The following is a 16,147-nucleotide window of genomic DNA, read 5'->3' as shown; positions in this document are numbered from 1 at the left end:
GGCCCTCGCCGCCCGCCCCGACGCCGCCGCCCGCTTCGAGGCGCTCGGCAGGACCGACCGCTACCGCCTCATCCTGCCGCTGCTGAAGGCCAGGACACCGGCCGCCCGCCAGGCCCGCATCACCAGGGCGATCTCCGACCTGCTGAGCCGCGGCTGACGGACACGGCGAGACCGCGACCGGCAGGGGACGCGCCGGACGGCATCCGAAGTCGCCCCGCAGTCGGAGCTGCCGAAGGCCGCGGTGGAGATGCGTAGAAGGAATCACACATGACGACCTGCCCGCACACATTGGGCGGGACGCCGTCCGGGGGAGTGGATGCCGGCCTCCGGCTGACGGCGACCGGGAGGCCGTGCTGGGCACTCGCCCATGGCGGAGGACCCGCAGCGGACGGGGACGTGGCTTGAAAGCTCGGTAAAGATCGGTCCCGGGGTGCGGCGGGACGTCCGGAATGGGCGGTGGGGCGCCGTTAGCGTGCGGGCATGGCGCAGCCGCCCGGCGACACGCCCGCCGACGTCCCGCCCGGGGTGTCCGCCGCGCAGCGGCACGCGGACGCGCACAGGATGCCGCCCTGGCTGCCGAAGGCGTTCGCGCTCGCCGGTGCCGTCGTCCTGGGGTTCATGGCGCTGCTGTGGCTGCTGCAGCGGCTGCGGGAACTGCTGCTGCTCCTGCTGGTCTCGCTGTTCCTGTCGTTCGCGATCGAACCGGCCGTCAACTGGCTGGCCCGGCACCGGTGGCGGCGCGGTCCCGCCACCGCGGTGATGTTCCTGGTCATCGGGGTGCTCGGCGCGGGGTTCCTCGGCGGCATCGGGTCGCTGCTGGCCTCCCAGGCCGCCAACCTCGTCGACGGGTTCCCCGGATACGTCCGCCAGGTCACCGGCTGGGTCAACGCCACCTTCGGGACCGACCTGCGGCAGGACAACCTGCTGCAGCGGCTGCCCACCGCCACCGGCGGCCTGTCGCGGTACCTGTCGTCGCTGGCGACCAACGTGTGGGGGATCGGCACCACCGCCTTCGGCGTGGTGTTCAAGGCCCTCGGCGTGCTGCTGTTCACCTTCTACCTGTCGGCCGAGGGCCCGCGGTTCCGCCGGACGGTCTGCTCGGTGCTGCCGCCCCGCCAGCAGCTTGAGGTACTGCGGGCCTGGGAGATCGCCGTCGACAAGACCGGCGGGTACATCTACTCGCGCGGCCTGCTGGCCCTGGTCTCGGGCCTCGCGCACTTCGCCATCATGGCCGCGCTCGGGGTCCCCTACGCGGCCGTCCTGGCGGTGTGGGCCGGGGTGGTGTCGCAGTTCATCCCGGCCATCGGCACCTACCTGGCCGGCGCGGTGCCCGTGCTGATCGCTCTGACCGTGGGGGCCTCGACCGCGCTGTGGATGCTGCTGTTCATCCTCGGCTACCAGCAGCTGGAGAACTACCTGCTGCAGCCCCGCATCACCGCCCGCACCGTCGACGTGCACCCCGCCGTCGCGTTCGGGCTCGTCCTGGCCGGCGCCGCCGTCGCCGGGCCCATCGGGGTGCTGCTGGCGGTGCCGTTCGGCGCCACCGTCCAGGCGTTCGGCAGCGTCTTCGTCCGCCGCTACGGCATCGAGGCGCACCCGCTGACCGAGCCCGACCCGCCCGGCGGCCACTGGTGGCGGTGGCTGCGCCGCCACTGAGCCCCGCGCGGCGGGCGATGACCTCTTGCGGCCACGGACGCGCGGACGCGGTCGCGGTGTCGTCGATCCTTGCCGTGGACGGCGCCGCCGCCGGAGGTTAGCGTGCCGGGAGGGAACCTTGATCATCCGCAGTCTCGGGGGCCGGAGGGAGCCGACATGTACCGTCCCCGCACGCGCCGCCGCCGGTGGCTCGCCGGCCTCACCGCGGGCACCCTCGCCGTCACCGGGCTGGCCGCCGTGACCACGCCCGCCGCGCAGGCCGCGCCACCCGGCGGCCCCGGTCCCGGTCACGGCGCCGGCCACGGGAGGAACCCCGAGATCATGCGGATCCTGCGGTCGATGACGCTGGAGGAGAAGGCCGCGCAGCTGTTCGTCCTGCAGATCCACGGCCTCAGCGCCGACACCGCCGACCCCGCTGCCGTCGCCGCCAACCGCAGGCTGTACGGGGCCGACAACGCCGAGCAGGTCATGGCCCGCTACCGGCCCGGCGGGTTCATCTACTACGGCGAGAACGTCCGCGACCCCCAGCAGGTCGCCGCGTTCTCCAACGGCATCCAGCGCGCCGCGATGGCCCGGCCCCACCGCGTCCCCGCCACCATCGCCACCGACCAGGAGGGCGGCATCGTCGCCCGCCTCCAGCCGCCCGCGACCCAGTCGCCCGGCGCGATGGCCCTGGCCGCCGGGCGCCGCACCGCCGGCGCCCGCGCCCTGGCCCGCATCACCGGCCGGGAACTGCGCGCCGTCGGCGTCAACCAGAACTACGCCCCCGACGCCGACGTGAACGTCAACCCCGCCAACCCCGTCATCGGCGTCCGGTCCTTCGGCTCCGACCCCGGCCTGGTGGCGTCCATGGTCACCGCGCAGATCCGCGGCTACCGCTCCGCGGGGGTCACCGCCACCGCCAAGCACTTCCCCGGCCACGGCGACACCACCACCGACAGCCACGTCGGCGTCCCGGAGATCGACCACACCCGCGAGGAATGGGAACGGCTCGACCTGCCGCCGTTCCGCGCCGCCATCGCCGCCGGCGTCGACTCGATCATGACGGCGCACATCGTCGTGCCGTCCCTGGACCCCTCCCGCGACCCCGCCACCCTGTCGCGGCCCATCCTCACCGGGATCCTGCGCGACCGGCTCGGCTACCGCGGCGTCGTCGTCACCGACGCGCTCGACATGGACGGCGTCCGCGCCAAGTACGGCGACGAGCGCATTCCCGTCCTGGCGCTCAAGGCCGGCGTCGACGTGCTGCTCAAGCCGCCGGTCGGCGACGACGGCAACGGCGTGTTCCCCCGCCAGCTCGCCGCCGTCGTCGCCGCCGTCAGGTCCGGCGAGCTGACCGAGAGCCGCATCGACGAGTCGGTGTACCGGATCCTGGAGCTCAAGCACGAACGCGGCCTGTTCCGCGACCCCTACGCCGACCCCGCCGAGGTCGGCGAGATCGTGGGGGCGCCCGCGCACCTGGCCGCCGCCCAGCGCGCCACCGACCGCACCACCACCCTGGTCAAGAACGACGCCGGCGTCCTGCCGATGCGGCCCGGCGGCCGCGACGTCCTCGTCACCGGGTGGGGCGTGTCCACCACCGCCGCGCTCGGCACCGAGATCGCCCGCCGCGGCGCCACCACCACCATCAGGCAGACCGGCGCCGCGCCCACCCGGGCCCAGATCGACGAGGCCGTCGCCGCCGCCCGCGACCAGGACCTCGTCGTCGCCGTCACCAACCGCGCCTGGGACGTCAAGGACGAGCCCGGCCACAACGGCCCCGGCCAGATGAACCTCGTCAAGGCGCTGCTGGCCACCGGCACGCCCGTCGTGGTCATCGCCGTCCGCGACCCCTACGACATCGCCTGGTTCCCCGAGGCCGGCACCTACCTGGCGACCTACTCCTACACCGCCGAGGCGCTGCGGTCGGCGGCCGCGACGCTGTTCGGCGAGCTGAACCCGCGCGGGCGGCTGCCCGTCACCATCCCCGTCCGCGACGAACCCGGCACCGCCCTGTACCCCTTCGGGCACGGGCTGGGCTACCGCCGCTGACCCGCCCCGGCCACCGGATCAGACGGCCCGGTTCCGGGACGGCAGCCACTGCCGTCCCGGAACCGGGCCGGGTCACGAGTACCGGGGGAGGACCGTCACACCTTCCGCGCGCCGATCGACTTCATCAGCGCCGGCCAGACGGACTGCGCCTCGCGGATCCACGCCGGCCAGTTGTGCCGGCCGTCGCCGTAGATGTGCGCGGTGTAGGGGATCTTCAGCTGGTCCAGGCGCTTCTTGAACTCCTGGTTGTTGGCGCCGACCGCGATCTCGCTCAGCAGGCCGATGTCCCACGGCGCCACGTTCGGGTCGCCGGGACCCGGCCGGCCCGTCGTGCCCGAGGAGAAGAAGAGGCCGGTGCCGCGCAGCCTGGGCGCCAGCGCGTGCGGGTCGTGCGCCGCCCAGTTGGCGTCGTCGGCCCACGGGATGCCCCAGATCGCGAACGGGTCCACCCCGTTGCTGGCGTTGGTGAACATCAGCAGCGCCGGCATCCCGATCGACCGCATCGACAGGATCCCGCTCAGCGACGCCGCGTACCTGAACAGCCCCGGATGCCGGGCCGCGTAGGCCATGGCGCCCGCGCCGCCCGAGGAGTTGCCGATCGCCGCGCGCAGCGCGCCCGCACCATAGTTGCGCTCCATCAGCTGCCGCACCTCGGCGGTGTGGAACGTCTCCCACTTGGGCGTCCCGCCCTTGCCGTAGTTGTACCAGTCGGTGTAGGAGCCGTTCGCGCCCTCGGGCATGACGACGAGGACGTTGTACCTGGCCGCCCACGCCTCGATGTCGGTGCTCCTCGTCCAGGACGTGTAGTCGTCCTGACCGCCGTGGAAGGCGTACAGGACCGGCCACGTAGCCTGCGAGCCGCGCATCCAGTTCTTCGGCAGCAGGACGCGGGTCTTCACCGACTGGCCGAGCGAGGGCGAGTCGATCGTGATGTCGACGGCGTTGGCGGCGACCTTCTTCTCGGACGTGATCCGCGCCCCGGTGTCCGCCGCGACCGGCGCCGCGGCGAGCGCCGCCGCGGGCGCCGCGTGCGCGGCGCTCACGCCCACCCCGCTCATCCCGGCGGCGAGGACGGCGGCGGACGCGCCGGCCGCCAGCGAGCGGCGCAAGGGGGACGGGAGCGGCCGACGGCGGACGGAGGATGTCATCTGCTCTGCTCACCTCGCGGAACTGGCCCGACCCCCGTGGCCGTGCGACTCCCGCAGAGTGTCCTCGCCTCCACCGGAACGATCTACAGGCACGATTTACAAGAAATGGCCCGCACCCTGTGAACATGTGAGTCATCCGCGCAGCCCCAGGAGGGGTCGGACGCGCGCATCGGCGGCGGAGCCCCGGGGCGGCGCGCCCGGCGTCCTGTCACCGCCCGGCGGGGCCGAGGGCGGCGGTCTCGGCGAGCAGCGCGGCCAGGTCGCGCGGCCGCGACAGCATCGGCCAGTGCCCCGTGGGCAGCTCCCGGTAGGTCCAGCCGGGCCCGGCCATCTCCGCGAACACCGGGTGGCCCTGCTCGGCCATCGCCTTGACCGCGGCGAGGGGGATCGTGGTCGCGATCAGCGTCCGCGGCGTCGCCGGCAGCGGGTCGGGGCGCTTCAGCGGCTGCGTAGCCGTGCCGAACGGCTGCGGGGTCCCGCGCTCGCGCAGGACGGCGAGGTGCTCCGCGGTCAGGCCGGCCAGGTCCCCCGAGCCGGCGTCCGGGCCGGTGTCCGGGGTGAACGGCGGCACCGGGATCTTCCACCCCTCGCCCTCCTCGGCGACCTGCCTCTCCAGCTCGGCGCGGGCCTCGGGCTCATGGAAGTCGATGCCGGCCATCCCCGACGGCATCGGCCCGGTGTCGACGTAGACGATCCGCGCGATCCGCTCGGGGAGCCTGTCGGCCGCGCCCGTCGCCGCCATGTTCGCGCCGCTGTGCGCGACGAGCACGACCCGCTCCAGGCCGCCGCCCTCCACGACTTGCACGATGTCGGCGATGTGGGTGTCGACGCAGACGCCCGGGGCGGCCTCGGCCGCCCGCTCACCCTGCCCCGTGGGCGTCACCGCGTGGACGTCGTGCCCCGCGGCCCGCAGCTCGGCCGCCACCTCGTCCCACGCCCACGCGCCGAGCCAGTAACCGGGGACCAGTACGAACGTCGCCCTGCCAGCCGTCTTCATGTCAGCCCTTCCCTTCCTCGATGGGTACGGCTTCACGCTACGGTCAATACCGGACAGAAACCGCCCGGATTTGGAGGGTGATCCCGTGTCGTATCCCTCGCCGTCGCATCCGACGACCCGGGTCCTGGCGATGCTGGAGCTGCTGCAGGCCAACCACCGGATCGGCGGCGCCGAACTGGCCCGGCGGCTCGGCGTGGACGAGCGCACCGTGCGCCGCTACGCCGCGCGGCTGGGCGACCTCGGCGTGCCCGTCGTCGCCGAACGCGGCCGCCACGGGGGCTACCGCCTCATGCCCGGCTACAAGCTGCCGCCGCTCATGCTGACCGACGACGAGGCCGCCGCCGTGGTGCTGGGCCTGCTCGCCGGACGCCGCGTGGGCCTGCCCGGCCAGGCCACCGAGAGCGCCCTCGCCAAGGTGCAGCGCGTCCTGCCCGCCGCGCTGCGCGAGCGGATCCAGGCACTGCGCGAAACGCTCGGGTTCACCCTCCCCGCCCGCGAGCCCGCCCCGGGCACCGCGGCGCCGGCGGCCGGGGGCGCGCCCGGCATCGGGACCGTCCTCACCCTGGCCGCCGCGACCCGCGAGCGGCGCCGCGTCCGGCTGCGGTACCGCTCCCGGCAGGGCGAAGCCAGCGAACGCGACCTGGACCCCCACGGGCTGGTGTTCCACTCCGGCCGCTGGTACGTCACCGGCCACGACCACCGCAGCGGCGAGACCCGCACCTTCCGGGTCGACCGCGTCGTGTCCGCCGAGCCGGGCACCGCCCGCTACGAGATCCCCGCCGGTATCGACCCCGTGCGGCAGGTCACCCGCTCGCTGGCGAACGTCCCGTACGCGCACGAGGTCGAGGTGCTGCTGGAGACCACCCTCGCCCAGGCGCGCCGCCGCATCCCCGCCGCCACCGCGACGCTCACCGAGCAGGACGGCGGAGTGCTGATGGAGACACGGGCCGAACACCTGGACGGCATGGCGCTGATGCTGGCCGGGCTCGGATTCCCCTTCGCCATCCGCCGCCCCGGCGAGCTGCGCGACCACGTCCGCGCCCTCGCCCGCACCCTGCACGAGCAGGCCGGCCGCTGACCACCGGGGCGCCACGGCCGCGCCGCGGGCCGGTCAGGACGCGGGCCGCGACTCCCACTCGTGGCGCAGCATCGCGTAGATGATCTCGTCGGTCCACTCGCCCTTGACCCGCTCGTTCTGCACCAGGTGCGCCTCACGGCGCATGCCGAGCCGCTCCAGCACCCGCGCCGACGCGGTGTTGCGGCCGTCCAGCCGCCCCACCACGCGGTGCAGGCCGAGGCCCTCGAACCCCAGCCGCAGCACGACCTCGGCGGCCTCGGTGGCGAAGCCCTTGCCGTGGTAGGCGGGATTGAAGATGTACCCGATCTCGCCCTGCCGGTGCTCCCGGCTGCGCCACTGCAGGTTCACCTCACCGATCAGGGCGGCGGCCTGCCGCCACACCACGGCCAGGACGAGCCAGTCGCTCTCCTTCTCCACGGTGGACGCCATCATCTTCTGCTTCAGGAACGCACGCGACTCCTCCATGTTCCGGGGTTCCCAGTACAGGAAGCGCGCCACCTCGGGCAGGGACTGGTAGGCGTACAGGCCCTCAAGGTCGTCCGCGCAGAACGGCCGGAGCGCCAGCCGCTCGGTCTCGATCGGGTAGGCCGGACGGAGCATGCGAAGGATCCTATTCACCGTCTTCGGCCTTGTGCGACCCGTGATTCCCCGGAAACCGGCTCCGGCGCGGCGGCCCGCTCCTACGGGCGGCCCTGCCCGGGGCGGCCCTCACGCGAGCCCGGCGTCGTCTCCGGCTCGGCCCTGCGGGCCCCGCCGTCCTCGCCGGCGGACGGTTCCTCGACGCCCATCTCGCGGCGCTGCGCGTCGCCGAACGCGCGGGTGTCGCGGAACTCCACGTACGGTTTCTCCTCGGGGGACCGGCCGCCGGCGATGGCGCGGCCCCGCTCCAGCTCGGCGTTCAGCTCGGCGCCCAGCAGGATCGCCAGGTTCGTGATCCACAGCCACACCAGGAAGATGATCACTCCGGCGATGCTGCCGTAGGTCTTGTTGTAGGAGCCGAAGTTGGCCACGTACAGCGCGAACAGGCCCGACGCCGCGAGCCACAGCAGCACCGCCAGGATCCCGCCGGGCGTCACCCACCGGAAGCGGCGCTTGGCGTTCGGGGCGACCCAGTACAGCAGCGAGAACAGCAGGCTGATGATCAGCAGCATCACCGGCCACTTGGCGATGTTCCAGACGGTGACGGCCTGGGACCCCAGCCCGAGCGCGTCACCGACCTCGCGGGCCAGCGACCCCGACACCACCACCGCGACCGCCGACGCCGACAGCCCGATCAGCGCCACCAGCGTCACCGTGATCCGCAGCGGGATCGTCTTCCAGAACGGGCGGCCCTCGGGGATGTCGTAGACGATGTTGGACGCCTTCATGAACCCGCCGACGTAGCCCGAGGCCGACCACACCGCACCGGCCAGGCTCAGCAACGCGACCAGCCCGGCGCCGCCGGTGCCCTGCAGCCCCTCGATGGCGCTGATCAGCAGGTCGCCGACCTCGCCCGGCGCCAGGTCGCCGACGGTTCTGATCAGGTCGTCGGTGGCCGACCGGCCCGTCAGGCCCACCAGCGACACCACCACCAGCAGCGCCGGGAAGATCGACAGGATGGCGTAGTAGGTCAGGGCGGCGGCCCAGGCCGCCAGTTCGTCGTTCTTGAACTCGGTCACCGCCCGTTTGAGCGCGTCCTTCCACGAGGTGGCCGGAAGGGCGGTGGGGCCGCCGGGTTCGGGCATGACCGGGCCTTCTCTCACAATGGCGTCAGCACGGGGGCGTTCTCACAGCGGCGTTCTCACAGCGGCGCTCTCACGGCGGCCGCGCTCACAAGGGCGAGCGGCTGCGCTTCACCTTGATGGGCTCCTTCTGGGCGGAGCGGAACACGACCCGCACCGGGGCCTTGCGCCGGCGGCCCGGCCTGGACCTGGCCCCGAGCCTGCCGGAGCCGAGCCTCTTGAGCACCGGCTTGGACCCGGCGCGCAATTTGGACGCGGTGCGGAGCTTCGACCCGGCGCGCAGCTTGGATCCGGTGCGCAGTTTCGACTTGGCGCCCCGTTTCACCTTGTAGCTCAGCCGCGACCTGGAGGCGCGGCGCCGGCGCACCAGGACCGCGGTCAGTGCGACCGCGCCCGCCGAGGCGATCACGACGCCACCCCGCTTGGCCGACTCGGTATCGCCCGCGTCCTTGGCCCGCGCGGCGGTCTCGCGCATCTTGGCCTTGGCCTCGGCCGCCTTCTGCCTGGCCATGGCCTTCACATCGGCCCTGGCGGCCAGCTGCTCCACCGTCTCGCCGAGATCGTGGCGCGCCCGGTCGACCTCCTGGCGCAGCTCCTCGGTCCCGGCCTCGGCGCCGTGCTTGCCCTGCGTGGTCATCGGTGCGTCGCCCTTTCCTTCAACTCGGCCACCGCCTGCTTCGCCTCGTCCATGGCCTGCTCGGGTTTGGCCGGGGCGGCGCGCCTGGTCTGCGACCGGCCGAGCATCGCCAGGATGCCCGCGACCAGCAGCAGGACCGCGCCGACGATGAGCGCGGACGCCCACACCGGCAGCGCCACCGCGATCGCGGCGATCGCCGCGGCGATCAGCGCCCCGACCCCGTACAGCGCCACCAGGGCGGCGCCGCCGAACATGCCCGCGCCGGTCCCGGCGTGGCGGCCCTTGTCCTTGAGCTCGGCCACCGCCAGGCGCAGCTCGGCGCGCAGCAGGTCCGACACCTGCCGTGTCGCCTGCCTGATCAGCTCTCCGGTGCCCGCCTCGTGGTCGGTGCCGCGGAACTCGGGGGCGCGCCCGTAGTCGTGGCGGTGCACGCCCGCGGCCTCGTCCCCGGTCGCGGTGTCCACTGCGGCGCCGGGGGCCGCGCCGGTCCTGCCGTCCTGTGCCGGTCGCGCGATGCTCATAGCTCCGGCCTCCTCGCGTCGTTGTCGAAGCCTGGGCTAGAGCCGTTCCCCCTGCTCGTGGGCTAAACGTGGCGGCGCGGGAACCGCGGGTGATCGTCCCGGCCGGCGGCCGGCCCGGCGTGGCCCGCCCGCCGGTCAGCCGCTGGTCAGCCAGTCGACGCGGTGCGCCTCGGTCGGATCGGGGGTCTCCCAGCGGCGGACGAGCCGGTCGACGACCGCGTCCGGAACGGGGGACTCGCGGCGCCGGTTGCGGTCGCGGATCACCGGGGGCGGCGCCTCCAGCGCGACGATCTCGACCCGGCCGCGGTAGCGGGCGACGAGCCCGGTGCACAGGTCGCGCTGCGCCCGCGACACGTTGGTGGCGTTCCACACGAACGACCTCCCGGCGCGCAGGTGCCCGCGGGCCAGCTCGTAGGCGGCGGCGGCCACGGCGCGCTGGTCGCCGGCGGGGGAGACGCCCAGCTCGGCGCGGAGCCGGTCGAGGCTGACGACGGGCCGGTCCGGGCGGTGCGCGGCGATCCAGTGGTCCTTGCCCGCCCCCGGCAGGCCCGACAGCACCGTCGCGGTGAGGCGCGTGTCGTCGTAGGCGGCGTAGCCGGCGTCGCGGCCGGGCCTGCGGAAGTACCAGAACCGGGCGTGGTCGGACGGGAACGCGCGCGCGACGTCCAGGCACCGCTGCTCTTCGCAGTACTCGCCGTACAGGGCGACGTTGTCCAGCAGTTCGGCGGTGTCGGGGCACACCCGCCCGAGGATGTCGGCCGACGCCAGCAGCACCAGGTCGTCGTTTCGGGCCAGCAGGCTGACACGGAACGCGATCTGCTGCAGGTCGGGGCGCTCCAGCGCCCAGAACGGCACCTGGTGGTGGCGGATCAGCGCCGCGACGTGCTCGCGCCAGGCGACCGGCGCGCCCATCTCCCACAGGATCCGCCGCGCCATCAGGTCGCCGCGCCGCGAATGCCCGCGGGCGGTGATGCGGCCGTCGCCGTCGACGCTCGTGCAGTGCGGCTTGGCGATGTCGTGCATCAGCACGGCCGTGAACAGCCGGACCCGCTCGGCGGGCGGGCGGGCCCGCCACTGCGGCAGTGACGCCAGCGCCTCGCACGCCATCCGCGTGTGGACCTCGACGTCGCCCTCGCCGTGGAAGACCGCGTCCTGCGGGACGCCGGCCATGTCGCGGACCCAGCCGAACGCGTCGCGGATCCGCGCCCAGGGCAGGGTCCAGTGCGGCGGCGCGGGACACAGGTCAGCGAACACCCGCATACAGCACCTCCGGGTCGGCGAGGGCGTTGGCGATGATGGGCCGGTCCTGCCAGTGGGTGCCCGAGTCCAGGATCGCGGTCAGGAAACTCGGCCGGACCCACTTGTAGCGCCCGACCGTCTCGCCGTCCTCCTCCACCTTGATGTAGAGGCCCTCCATGTCGTCGGAGTCGTCGGTCTCCCCGGCGACGCGTCCGGGGTCGGCGCCGCCCGCCCGCGCCGCGGCGCGCAGCGCGTCCCGCCACGCGGCGGTGCGGCAGGTGGACGGCCCGGCCAGCGCGCTCAGCGCCGCCACGTCCGGCAGCGGGCCCTCGTGCAGGACGGGCACCGGCACCACCGGCGTTCCGGCGAGCAGTTCCCGGCGCCGCGCGGTGGACAGGAACGTCCCGTCGGAGCGGTCCAGGACGTCGAACTCGCAGAAGTAGTGGGGGAGCGCGTCGTAGAAGACGGTGTGCTTGGCGTAGAGCCACTCCCCGTACATGACGTACCGGTCCCGCAGGCGTTCCCGCAGCACGTGCTGGACGGAGGCGGCCCAAGCCTTCAGCGGCGCGAACTGGCGTTCGCGGGGGCCGCCGGTCAGGTAGTGGCCGCGGCTCTGCAGCCGCAGTTCCCCGCCGGAGGTGAAGCTGATGCCGGCGTTGGCGCCGTCGAGTTTCTCCTCCACCACCAGGTGCCGCCCGGCGATCTCGGTGAACGGCACCGAGGCGAGGTCGTGGTCTCCCGGCTGGAGCCGGGAGCCGTCGATGTGCCGTGTCCGGGGGTACTTGCGGAGCATGCGGACCGTTGTAGCCGACGCCGCCGGCGCCGCCAACCGCTTTTCGCGCCAGGCGGGCGCCCCGGCGGGCGGCCCGGCGGCGGGTCAGCCGGGGGTGACGCGGGCGATCGCTCCCGTCCGCAGCGTCACCCACAGCGCCCCATCGGGGCCGGGGGCGATGCCGAGCGGCCCGCATCCCGCGGTGGGGAGCGGGTGCTCGTCGATGCGGCCCTCGGGCGTGATACGGCCGACGTGCGCGGTGCCGCGCTCGGTGAACCACAGGTCCCCGCCCGGGCCGCTGACGATGGCGTGCGGGCCCGCGTCCGGATCGGGCAGGGGGAACTCGGTGACCTTGCCGCTGGTACTGATCCGGCCGATGTGCCCGGTACCGGTCGCGGTGAACCACAGCGCGCCGTCGGGCCCGGCGGCGATCCCGGCGGGCGCGGACCCCTCGGTCGGCAGGGGGTGGACGGTGACGCTCCCGCCGGGGGTGATCCTGCCGACGGCGTCGCCCCGGTGGAGGGTGAACCACATCGCCCCGTCCGGGCCCGCGGTGATCGCCGAGGGCATCGCGGCCGGGGCGGGCAGCGGGTGCTCAGTGACGTGCCCGTCCGGGGTGACGCGTCCGATGCGGCCGGTGCGCTGCACGGTGAACCACAGCGCGCCGTCGGGCCCGGCGGCGATCCCGCACGGGCCGCCACCGCCGGGGGCCGGGAACCGCCCCGCGTCGCCGCGGGGCGTGATCCGGCCGATCGCGTCGCCGTGGAAGGCGGTGAACCACAGCGCGCCGTCGGGACCCGCCGTGATGGCCGACGGGCCGCGCAGCAGCGGGCCGGGATGGTGCAGGGCGACCCGGCCGTCCGGCGCCAGCGCGCCCACGCGGCCGTCGTCGACCAGCGTGAACCACAGTGCCCCGTCCGGCCCGGCGGCGATCCCGTGCAGTCCCGCGTCCCGCCCGCAGACGGCGAACTCCCTGATGGCAGCGTACGAACCCTGCGTCATGAACGTCCCCCTCGTCCCTGACTGCTCTTTCCGCACCGGCGCCCGGTTAACGCAACACCTGTCGCGTTACGCTGGGCCGGTGCGGAACCGCCGACCGATCACCCGATGCCGCGGGGGCTGCCGGTGACCGGCCCGGGGACGGTCCGGCCCGGCGGCCGGACCGCGCGGGTGCGCGACGCCGTCCGGCGGGCCACCCTCGCCGAACTGGCCGAGCGCGGCTACGAAGGGCTCACCGTCGAGTCGGTCGCCGCCCGGTCCGGCGTGCACAGGACCACCGTCTACCGGCGCTGGCGCAATGCCGACGGACTCGTCGCCGACGCCCTGGACCTCGCCGCCGGCGAGCCGTGGCCGGTGCCCGACACCGGCACCCTCGACGGTGACCTGCGGGCCATCGCCCGGCTCGTCCTGACCGGCTTCGCCGATCCCGCGCAGGGGCCGGTCGCCCGCGCGTTCGTCTTGGCCGCCGCGCAGAGCGCCGCCGCGGCCCGCGCCCTGAACGCCTTCTTCGCGCGGCGGCACGAGCAGTCCGCGGTGGTGGTCGAGCGCGCGGCCGAGCGGGGCGAGGTGCCCGCGGGGACCGACGCCGCCGAGGTCGTCCGGGTCGCCGTCGCGCCGCTGTACTACCGGCTGTTCGTCACCGGCGAGCCGGCCGACGAGGCCGCCGCCGACCGCGCCGCCGCGTCCGCGGCCGCCGCCGCCCGTGCCGGGGCGCTCGTCACCTGACCCGGAGCCGCTCCGGGCCTCCGGGCGGTGCAACAAGAAAGGCAGGGAGATCGCCTCTCCCTGCCACTCTCAATGTATAGCACATAGGGGGCCTTGCGGCAAGACCCCGGTCATGCTGCACAATTTCCGTCCGAGGCCGCGTCCCGCGCAATATCAGGGATGCGGTAAATGGGCATTCCCGCAGCTCAGAGTCTTGCGGAATGTACGGGAACAAGGGCCGGAAAACGGCTCGCGAAAGTGGGGGTTCATGTTCGACGTGATCATTGCCGGGGGCGGGCCGACCGGCATGATGCTGGCCGCGGAGTTGCGGCTGCACGGTGTCCGGGTCCTCGTGCTGGAACGGGACACCGAACCGGGGAAGGTCGTCCGCTCGCTCGGCCTGCACGTCCGCAGCATCGAGATCATGGACCAGCGCGGGCTCCTGGACCGGTTCCTCGAGCGCGGCACCGAATACCCGCTCGGCGGCTTCTTCGCCGCCCTCAGCAAGCCGACCCCCGAAGGGCTGGACACCGCGCACCCCTACGTCCTCGGCATCCCGCAGTCCATCACCGACCGCCTGCTGGAGGAGCGCGCCGCCGAACTCGGCACCGAGATCCGGCGCGGCCGCGAGCTGACCGGGCTCGACCAGGACGAGGACGGGGTGACCGCCGAGCTCGCCGACGGCACCCGCCTGCGCGCACGGTACCTCGTCGGCTGCGACGGCGGCCGCAGCACGGTGCGCCGGCTCCTCGGCATCGGGTTCCCCGGCGAGCCCTCCACCAACGAGACGCTGCTGGGCGAGATGGAGGCGGCCGAGGAGCCGGAGAAGATCGCCGCGATCGTCGAGGAGGTCCGCGAGACCGTGAAGCTGTTCGGTCTCGGGCCCATCGGGGAGGGGATCTACCGCGTCGCCGTTCCCGCCGAGGGAGTCGCCGAGGACCGCGCGGTCCCGCCGACGCTGGAGGACTTCAGGCGGCGGCTGCGGGCGGTCGCCGGCACCGACTTCGGCGTGCACTCGCCGCGCTGGCTGTCGCGGTTCGGCGACGCCACCCGGCAGGCCGAACGGTACCGCGAGGGGCGGGTGCTGCTGGCCGGCGACGCCGCCCACATCCACCCGCCGGCCGGGGGACAGGGCCTCAACCTCGGCGTCCAGGACGCGTTCAACCTCGGCTGGAAACTCGCCGCCGAGGTCGGCGGCCGGGCACCGGAGGGCCTGCTGGACACCTACCACACCGAGCGGCACCCGGTCGCCGCCGACGTGCTGGACAACACCCGCGCGCAGATGGAGCTGATGTCCACCGCGCCGGGGGCCCGGGCGGTGCGGCGGCTGGTGTCGCGGCTGATGGACTTCAACGAGGTCAACCGGTACCTCACCGAGCGGATCATCGCGACCGCGATCCGCTACGACTTCGGCGGGGGGCACGAGCTGCTCGGCCGGCGGATGCCGGACGTCCCGCTGAAGCGGGGCCGCCTGTACGAGCTGATGCGCGGGGGCCGCGGGCTGCTGCTGGACCAGACCGGCCGGCTGTCGGCGGCGGGCTGGGCGGACCGCGTCGACCACGTCGTCGATGCCGTCGACACCGCCGCCGATGCCGCGGCCGATGCCGCCGTCCACGGTGCGGGCCTGGACGTGCCCGCCGTGCTGCTGCGGCCCGACGGGCACGTGGCGTGGGCCGGTGAGGACCAGGCCGGGCTGGAGGGCGCGCTGGCCCGGTGGTTCGGCCCCTCCACGGGCTGAGCGAGAGGCACGCGTCCCGGGCCGGGCCGCGGCGGGGCGGAATGTCACGCCGCGGCCTTGCATCCGGTACCCGGGTACGGGGTTACCGTCGAAGCATGGACGTCAACGAGGTCTGGGCGCCCCCGGCGTGCACGCTGCCGACGGCGCAGCGGCCGCTGCGGGTGGCCGAGTTCGACGCGCTGTTCGCCGCGGCGGCGACCGGCGTGGAACGCATCGACACCGGCCGGACGCGGGTCCGGCTGCGGGCGGAGCCGGCCACGGCCGAGCGCGCCGCCGGGCTGGCCGCCCGCGAGACCGCCTGCTGCTCCTTCTTCACCTTCACCCTGACCGCCACCGGCGGTGAGCTGGCGCTGGACGTCGCCGTCCCCGCCCGGCACACCGCCGTCCTGGACGCGTTCACCGGCCGGGTCGCCGAAGCGCTCGCCCCGGCGGCCCGGCCCGGCGGGGGCGGAGATGAGTGACGGCGGCGCCGCGGGGCTGCGCAGCGGGCAGGTCGCCGCGGCCGCCGGCGTCAACCCGCAGACCCTGCGGTACTACGAGCGGCGCGGGCTGCTGGACCGCCCCGTCCGCACCCCGGGCGGGCACCGCGTGTACCCGCGGGAGACCGTCACGCTGCTGCGCGTGATCAAGACCGCGCAGCGGCTCGGGTTCACCCTCGACGAGGTCGCCGCGCTGCTGGAGCCGGGCACCGCCCGCCGCCGGCCCGGCCCCGGCGGACCGGACGGGACCGGCGCCGGTCTCGCCGACCGCGCCCGGTCCAAGCTCGCCGAGGTGGAGGCCCGCATCGAGGAACTGTCCGCCGTCGCCGCCACCCTGCGGTCCGCGCTGGCCGCCGGATGCGACGACCTGGTCGCCTGCTCCGCCGAACCGGCCTGCCCGCTTCCCTTCCCCGCCCCGTAGGGCCC

General features: G+C 74.5%; 17 protein-coding genes. 8 read left to right on the top strand and 9 right to left on the bottom strand.

Annotated features, from left to right (window positions below; all coding sequences use genetic code 11):
- The 3 genes from E1289_RS30090 to E1289_RS30080 all read left to right on the top strand — a co-directional run.
- Positions 1–157 (top strand): YdeI/OmpD-associated family protein (locus E1289_RS30090; RefSeq protein WP_165970661.1); only part of this gene is annotated, 157 nt, incomplete at its 5' end.
- 323 nt (positions 158–480) lie between these two features.
- On the top strand, positions 481–1,656 hold the full coding sequence (locus tag E1289_RS30085; protein WP_131986210.1) for an AI-2E family transporter: 1,176 nt from the start codon (positions 481–483) through the stop codon (positions 1,654–1,656).
- 156 nt (positions 1,657–1,812) lie between these two features.
- Positions 1,813–3,687: a glycoside hydrolase family 3 protein gene (locus E1289_RS30080; protein WP_131986208.1), complete on the top strand. Its 1,875-nt coding sequence runs from the start codon at positions 1,813–1,815 to the stop codon at positions 3,685–3,687.
- A gap of 95 nt (positions 3,688–3,782) precedes the next feature.
- Here E1289_RS30080 and E1289_RS30075 read toward each other — a convergent pair whose 3' ends face one another.
- Both E1289_RS30075 and E1289_RS30070 read right to left on the bottom strand, forming a co-directional pair.
- The gene (locus E1289_RS30075) at positions 3,783–4,835 is read right to left on the bottom strand and encodes an alpha/beta hydrolase-fold protein (protein WP_131986206.1); all 1,053 of its coding nucleotides are present in this window, start codon (positions 4,833–4,835) and stop codon (positions 3,783–3,785) included.
- 208 nt (positions 4,836–5,043) lie between these two features.
- On the bottom strand, positions 5,044–5,832 hold the full coding sequence (locus E1289_RS30070) for an alpha/beta hydrolase (protein ID WP_131986204.1): 789 nt from the start codon (positions 5,830–5,832) through the stop codon (positions 5,044–5,046).
- A gap of 85 nt (positions 5,833–5,917) precedes the next feature.
- On the opposite strand from E1289_RS30070, the gene E1289_RS40240 reads away from it, so the two are divergent.
- Positions 5,918–6,910, top strand: coding sequence for a YafY family protein (locus E1289_RS40240; protein WP_279488158.1), 993 nt, complete (start codon positions 5,918–5,920; stop codon positions 6,908–6,910).
- A 33-nt stretch (positions 6,911–6,943) separates the two neighbouring features.
- Here E1289_RS40240 and E1289_RS30060 read toward each other — a convergent pair whose 3' ends face one another.
- The 7 genes from E1289_RS30060 to E1289_RS30030 all read right to left on the bottom strand — a co-directional run bounded on the left by E1289_RS30060 (position 6,944) and on the right by E1289_RS30030 (position 12,802).
- Complete coding sequence (locus E1289_RS30060; RefSeq protein WP_131986202.1) at positions 6,944–7,510, bottom strand: GNAT family protein; 567 nt, start codon at positions 7,508–7,510, stop codon at positions 6,944–6,946.
- 80 nt (positions 7,511–7,590) lie between these two features.
- On the bottom strand, positions 7,591–8,634 hold the full coding sequence (locus E1289_RS30055) for a YihY/virulence factor BrkB family protein (RefSeq protein ID WP_131986200.1): 1,044 nt from the start codon (positions 8,632–8,634) through the stop codon (positions 7,591–7,593).
- Between the two features lie 85 nt (positions 8,635–8,719).
- The gene (locus E1289_RS30050) at positions 8,720–9,268 is read right to left on the bottom strand and encodes a DUF3618 domain-containing protein (protein ID WP_131986198.1); all 549 of its coding nucleotides are present in this window, start codon (positions 9,266–9,268) and stop codon (positions 8,720–8,722) included.
- Positions 9,265–9,789: a phage holin family protein gene (locus E1289_RS30045; RefSeq protein WP_131986196.1), complete on the bottom strand. Its 525-nt coding sequence runs from the start codon at positions 9,787–9,789 to the stop codon at positions 9,265–9,267. The genes E1289_RS30050 and E1289_RS30045 overlap by 4 nt, the downstream gene beginning before the upstream one ends.
- A 135-nt stretch (positions 9,790–9,924) precedes the next feature.
- On the bottom strand, positions 9,925–11,049 hold the full coding sequence (locus E1289_RS30040) for an AAA family ATPase (RefSeq protein ID WP_131986194.1): 1,125 nt from the start codon (positions 11,047–11,049) through the stop codon (positions 9,925–9,927).
- Positions 11,033–11,821 (bottom strand): RNA ligase family protein, encoded by a 789-nt coding sequence (locus tag E1289_RS30035; protein ID WP_131986192.1) that lies wholly within the window; start codon positions 11,819–11,821, stop codon positions 11,033–11,035. Before E1289_RS30035 ends, E1289_RS30040 begins: the two co-directional genes overlap by 17 nt.
- A gap of 84 nt (positions 11,822–11,905) precedes the next feature.
- The gene (locus E1289_RS30030; protein WP_131986190.1) at positions 11,906–12,802 is read right to left on the bottom strand and encodes a virginiamycin B lyase; all 897 of its coding nucleotides are present in this window, start codon (positions 12,800–12,802) and stop codon (positions 11,906–11,908) included.
- A gap of 105 nt (positions 12,803–12,907) precedes the next feature.
- On the opposite strand from E1289_RS30030, the gene E1289_RS30025 reads away from it, so the two are divergent.
- From E1289_RS30025 to E1289_RS30010, 4 genes are all read left to right on the top strand, one after another.
- Positions 12,908–13,525 carry a TetR/AcrR family transcriptional regulator gene (locus E1289_RS30025; protein ID WP_131986188.1) on the top strand — a complete coding sequence of 206 codons (618 nt, stop codon included), beginning with the start codon at positions 12,908–12,910 and terminating at the stop codon, positions 13,523–13,525.
- Positions 13,526–13,772: 247 nt separating this feature from the next.
- The gene (rox, locus tag E1289_RS30020) at positions 13,773–15,242 is read left to right on the top strand and encodes a rifampin monooxygenase (protein WP_131986186.1); all 1,470 of its coding nucleotides are present in this window, start codon (positions 13,773–13,775) and stop codon (positions 15,240–15,242) included.
- Between the two features lie 95 nt (positions 15,243–15,337).
- Positions 15,338–15,703: a hypothetical protein gene (locus E1289_RS30015; RefSeq protein ID WP_131986184.1), complete on the top strand. Its 366-nt coding sequence runs from the start codon at positions 15,338–15,340 to the stop codon at positions 15,701–15,703.
- Positions 15,696–16,142, top strand: a complete 447-nt coding sequence (locus tag E1289_RS30010) for a MerR family transcriptional regulator (RefSeq protein ID WP_131986182.1) — start codon at positions 15,696–15,698, stop codon at positions 16,140–16,142. The genes E1289_RS30015 and E1289_RS30010 overlap by 8 nt, the downstream gene beginning before the upstream one ends.
- Positions 16,143–16,147 lie beyond the last annotated feature (5 nt).

It is taken from the genome of Actinomadura sp. 6K520, assembly GCF_004349245.1.
Classification (GTDB): Bacteria; Actinomycetota; Actinomycetes; order Streptosporangiales; family Streptosporangiaceae; genus Spirillospora.
This window is presented reverse-complemented; position numbering and strand designations above follow the sequence as displayed.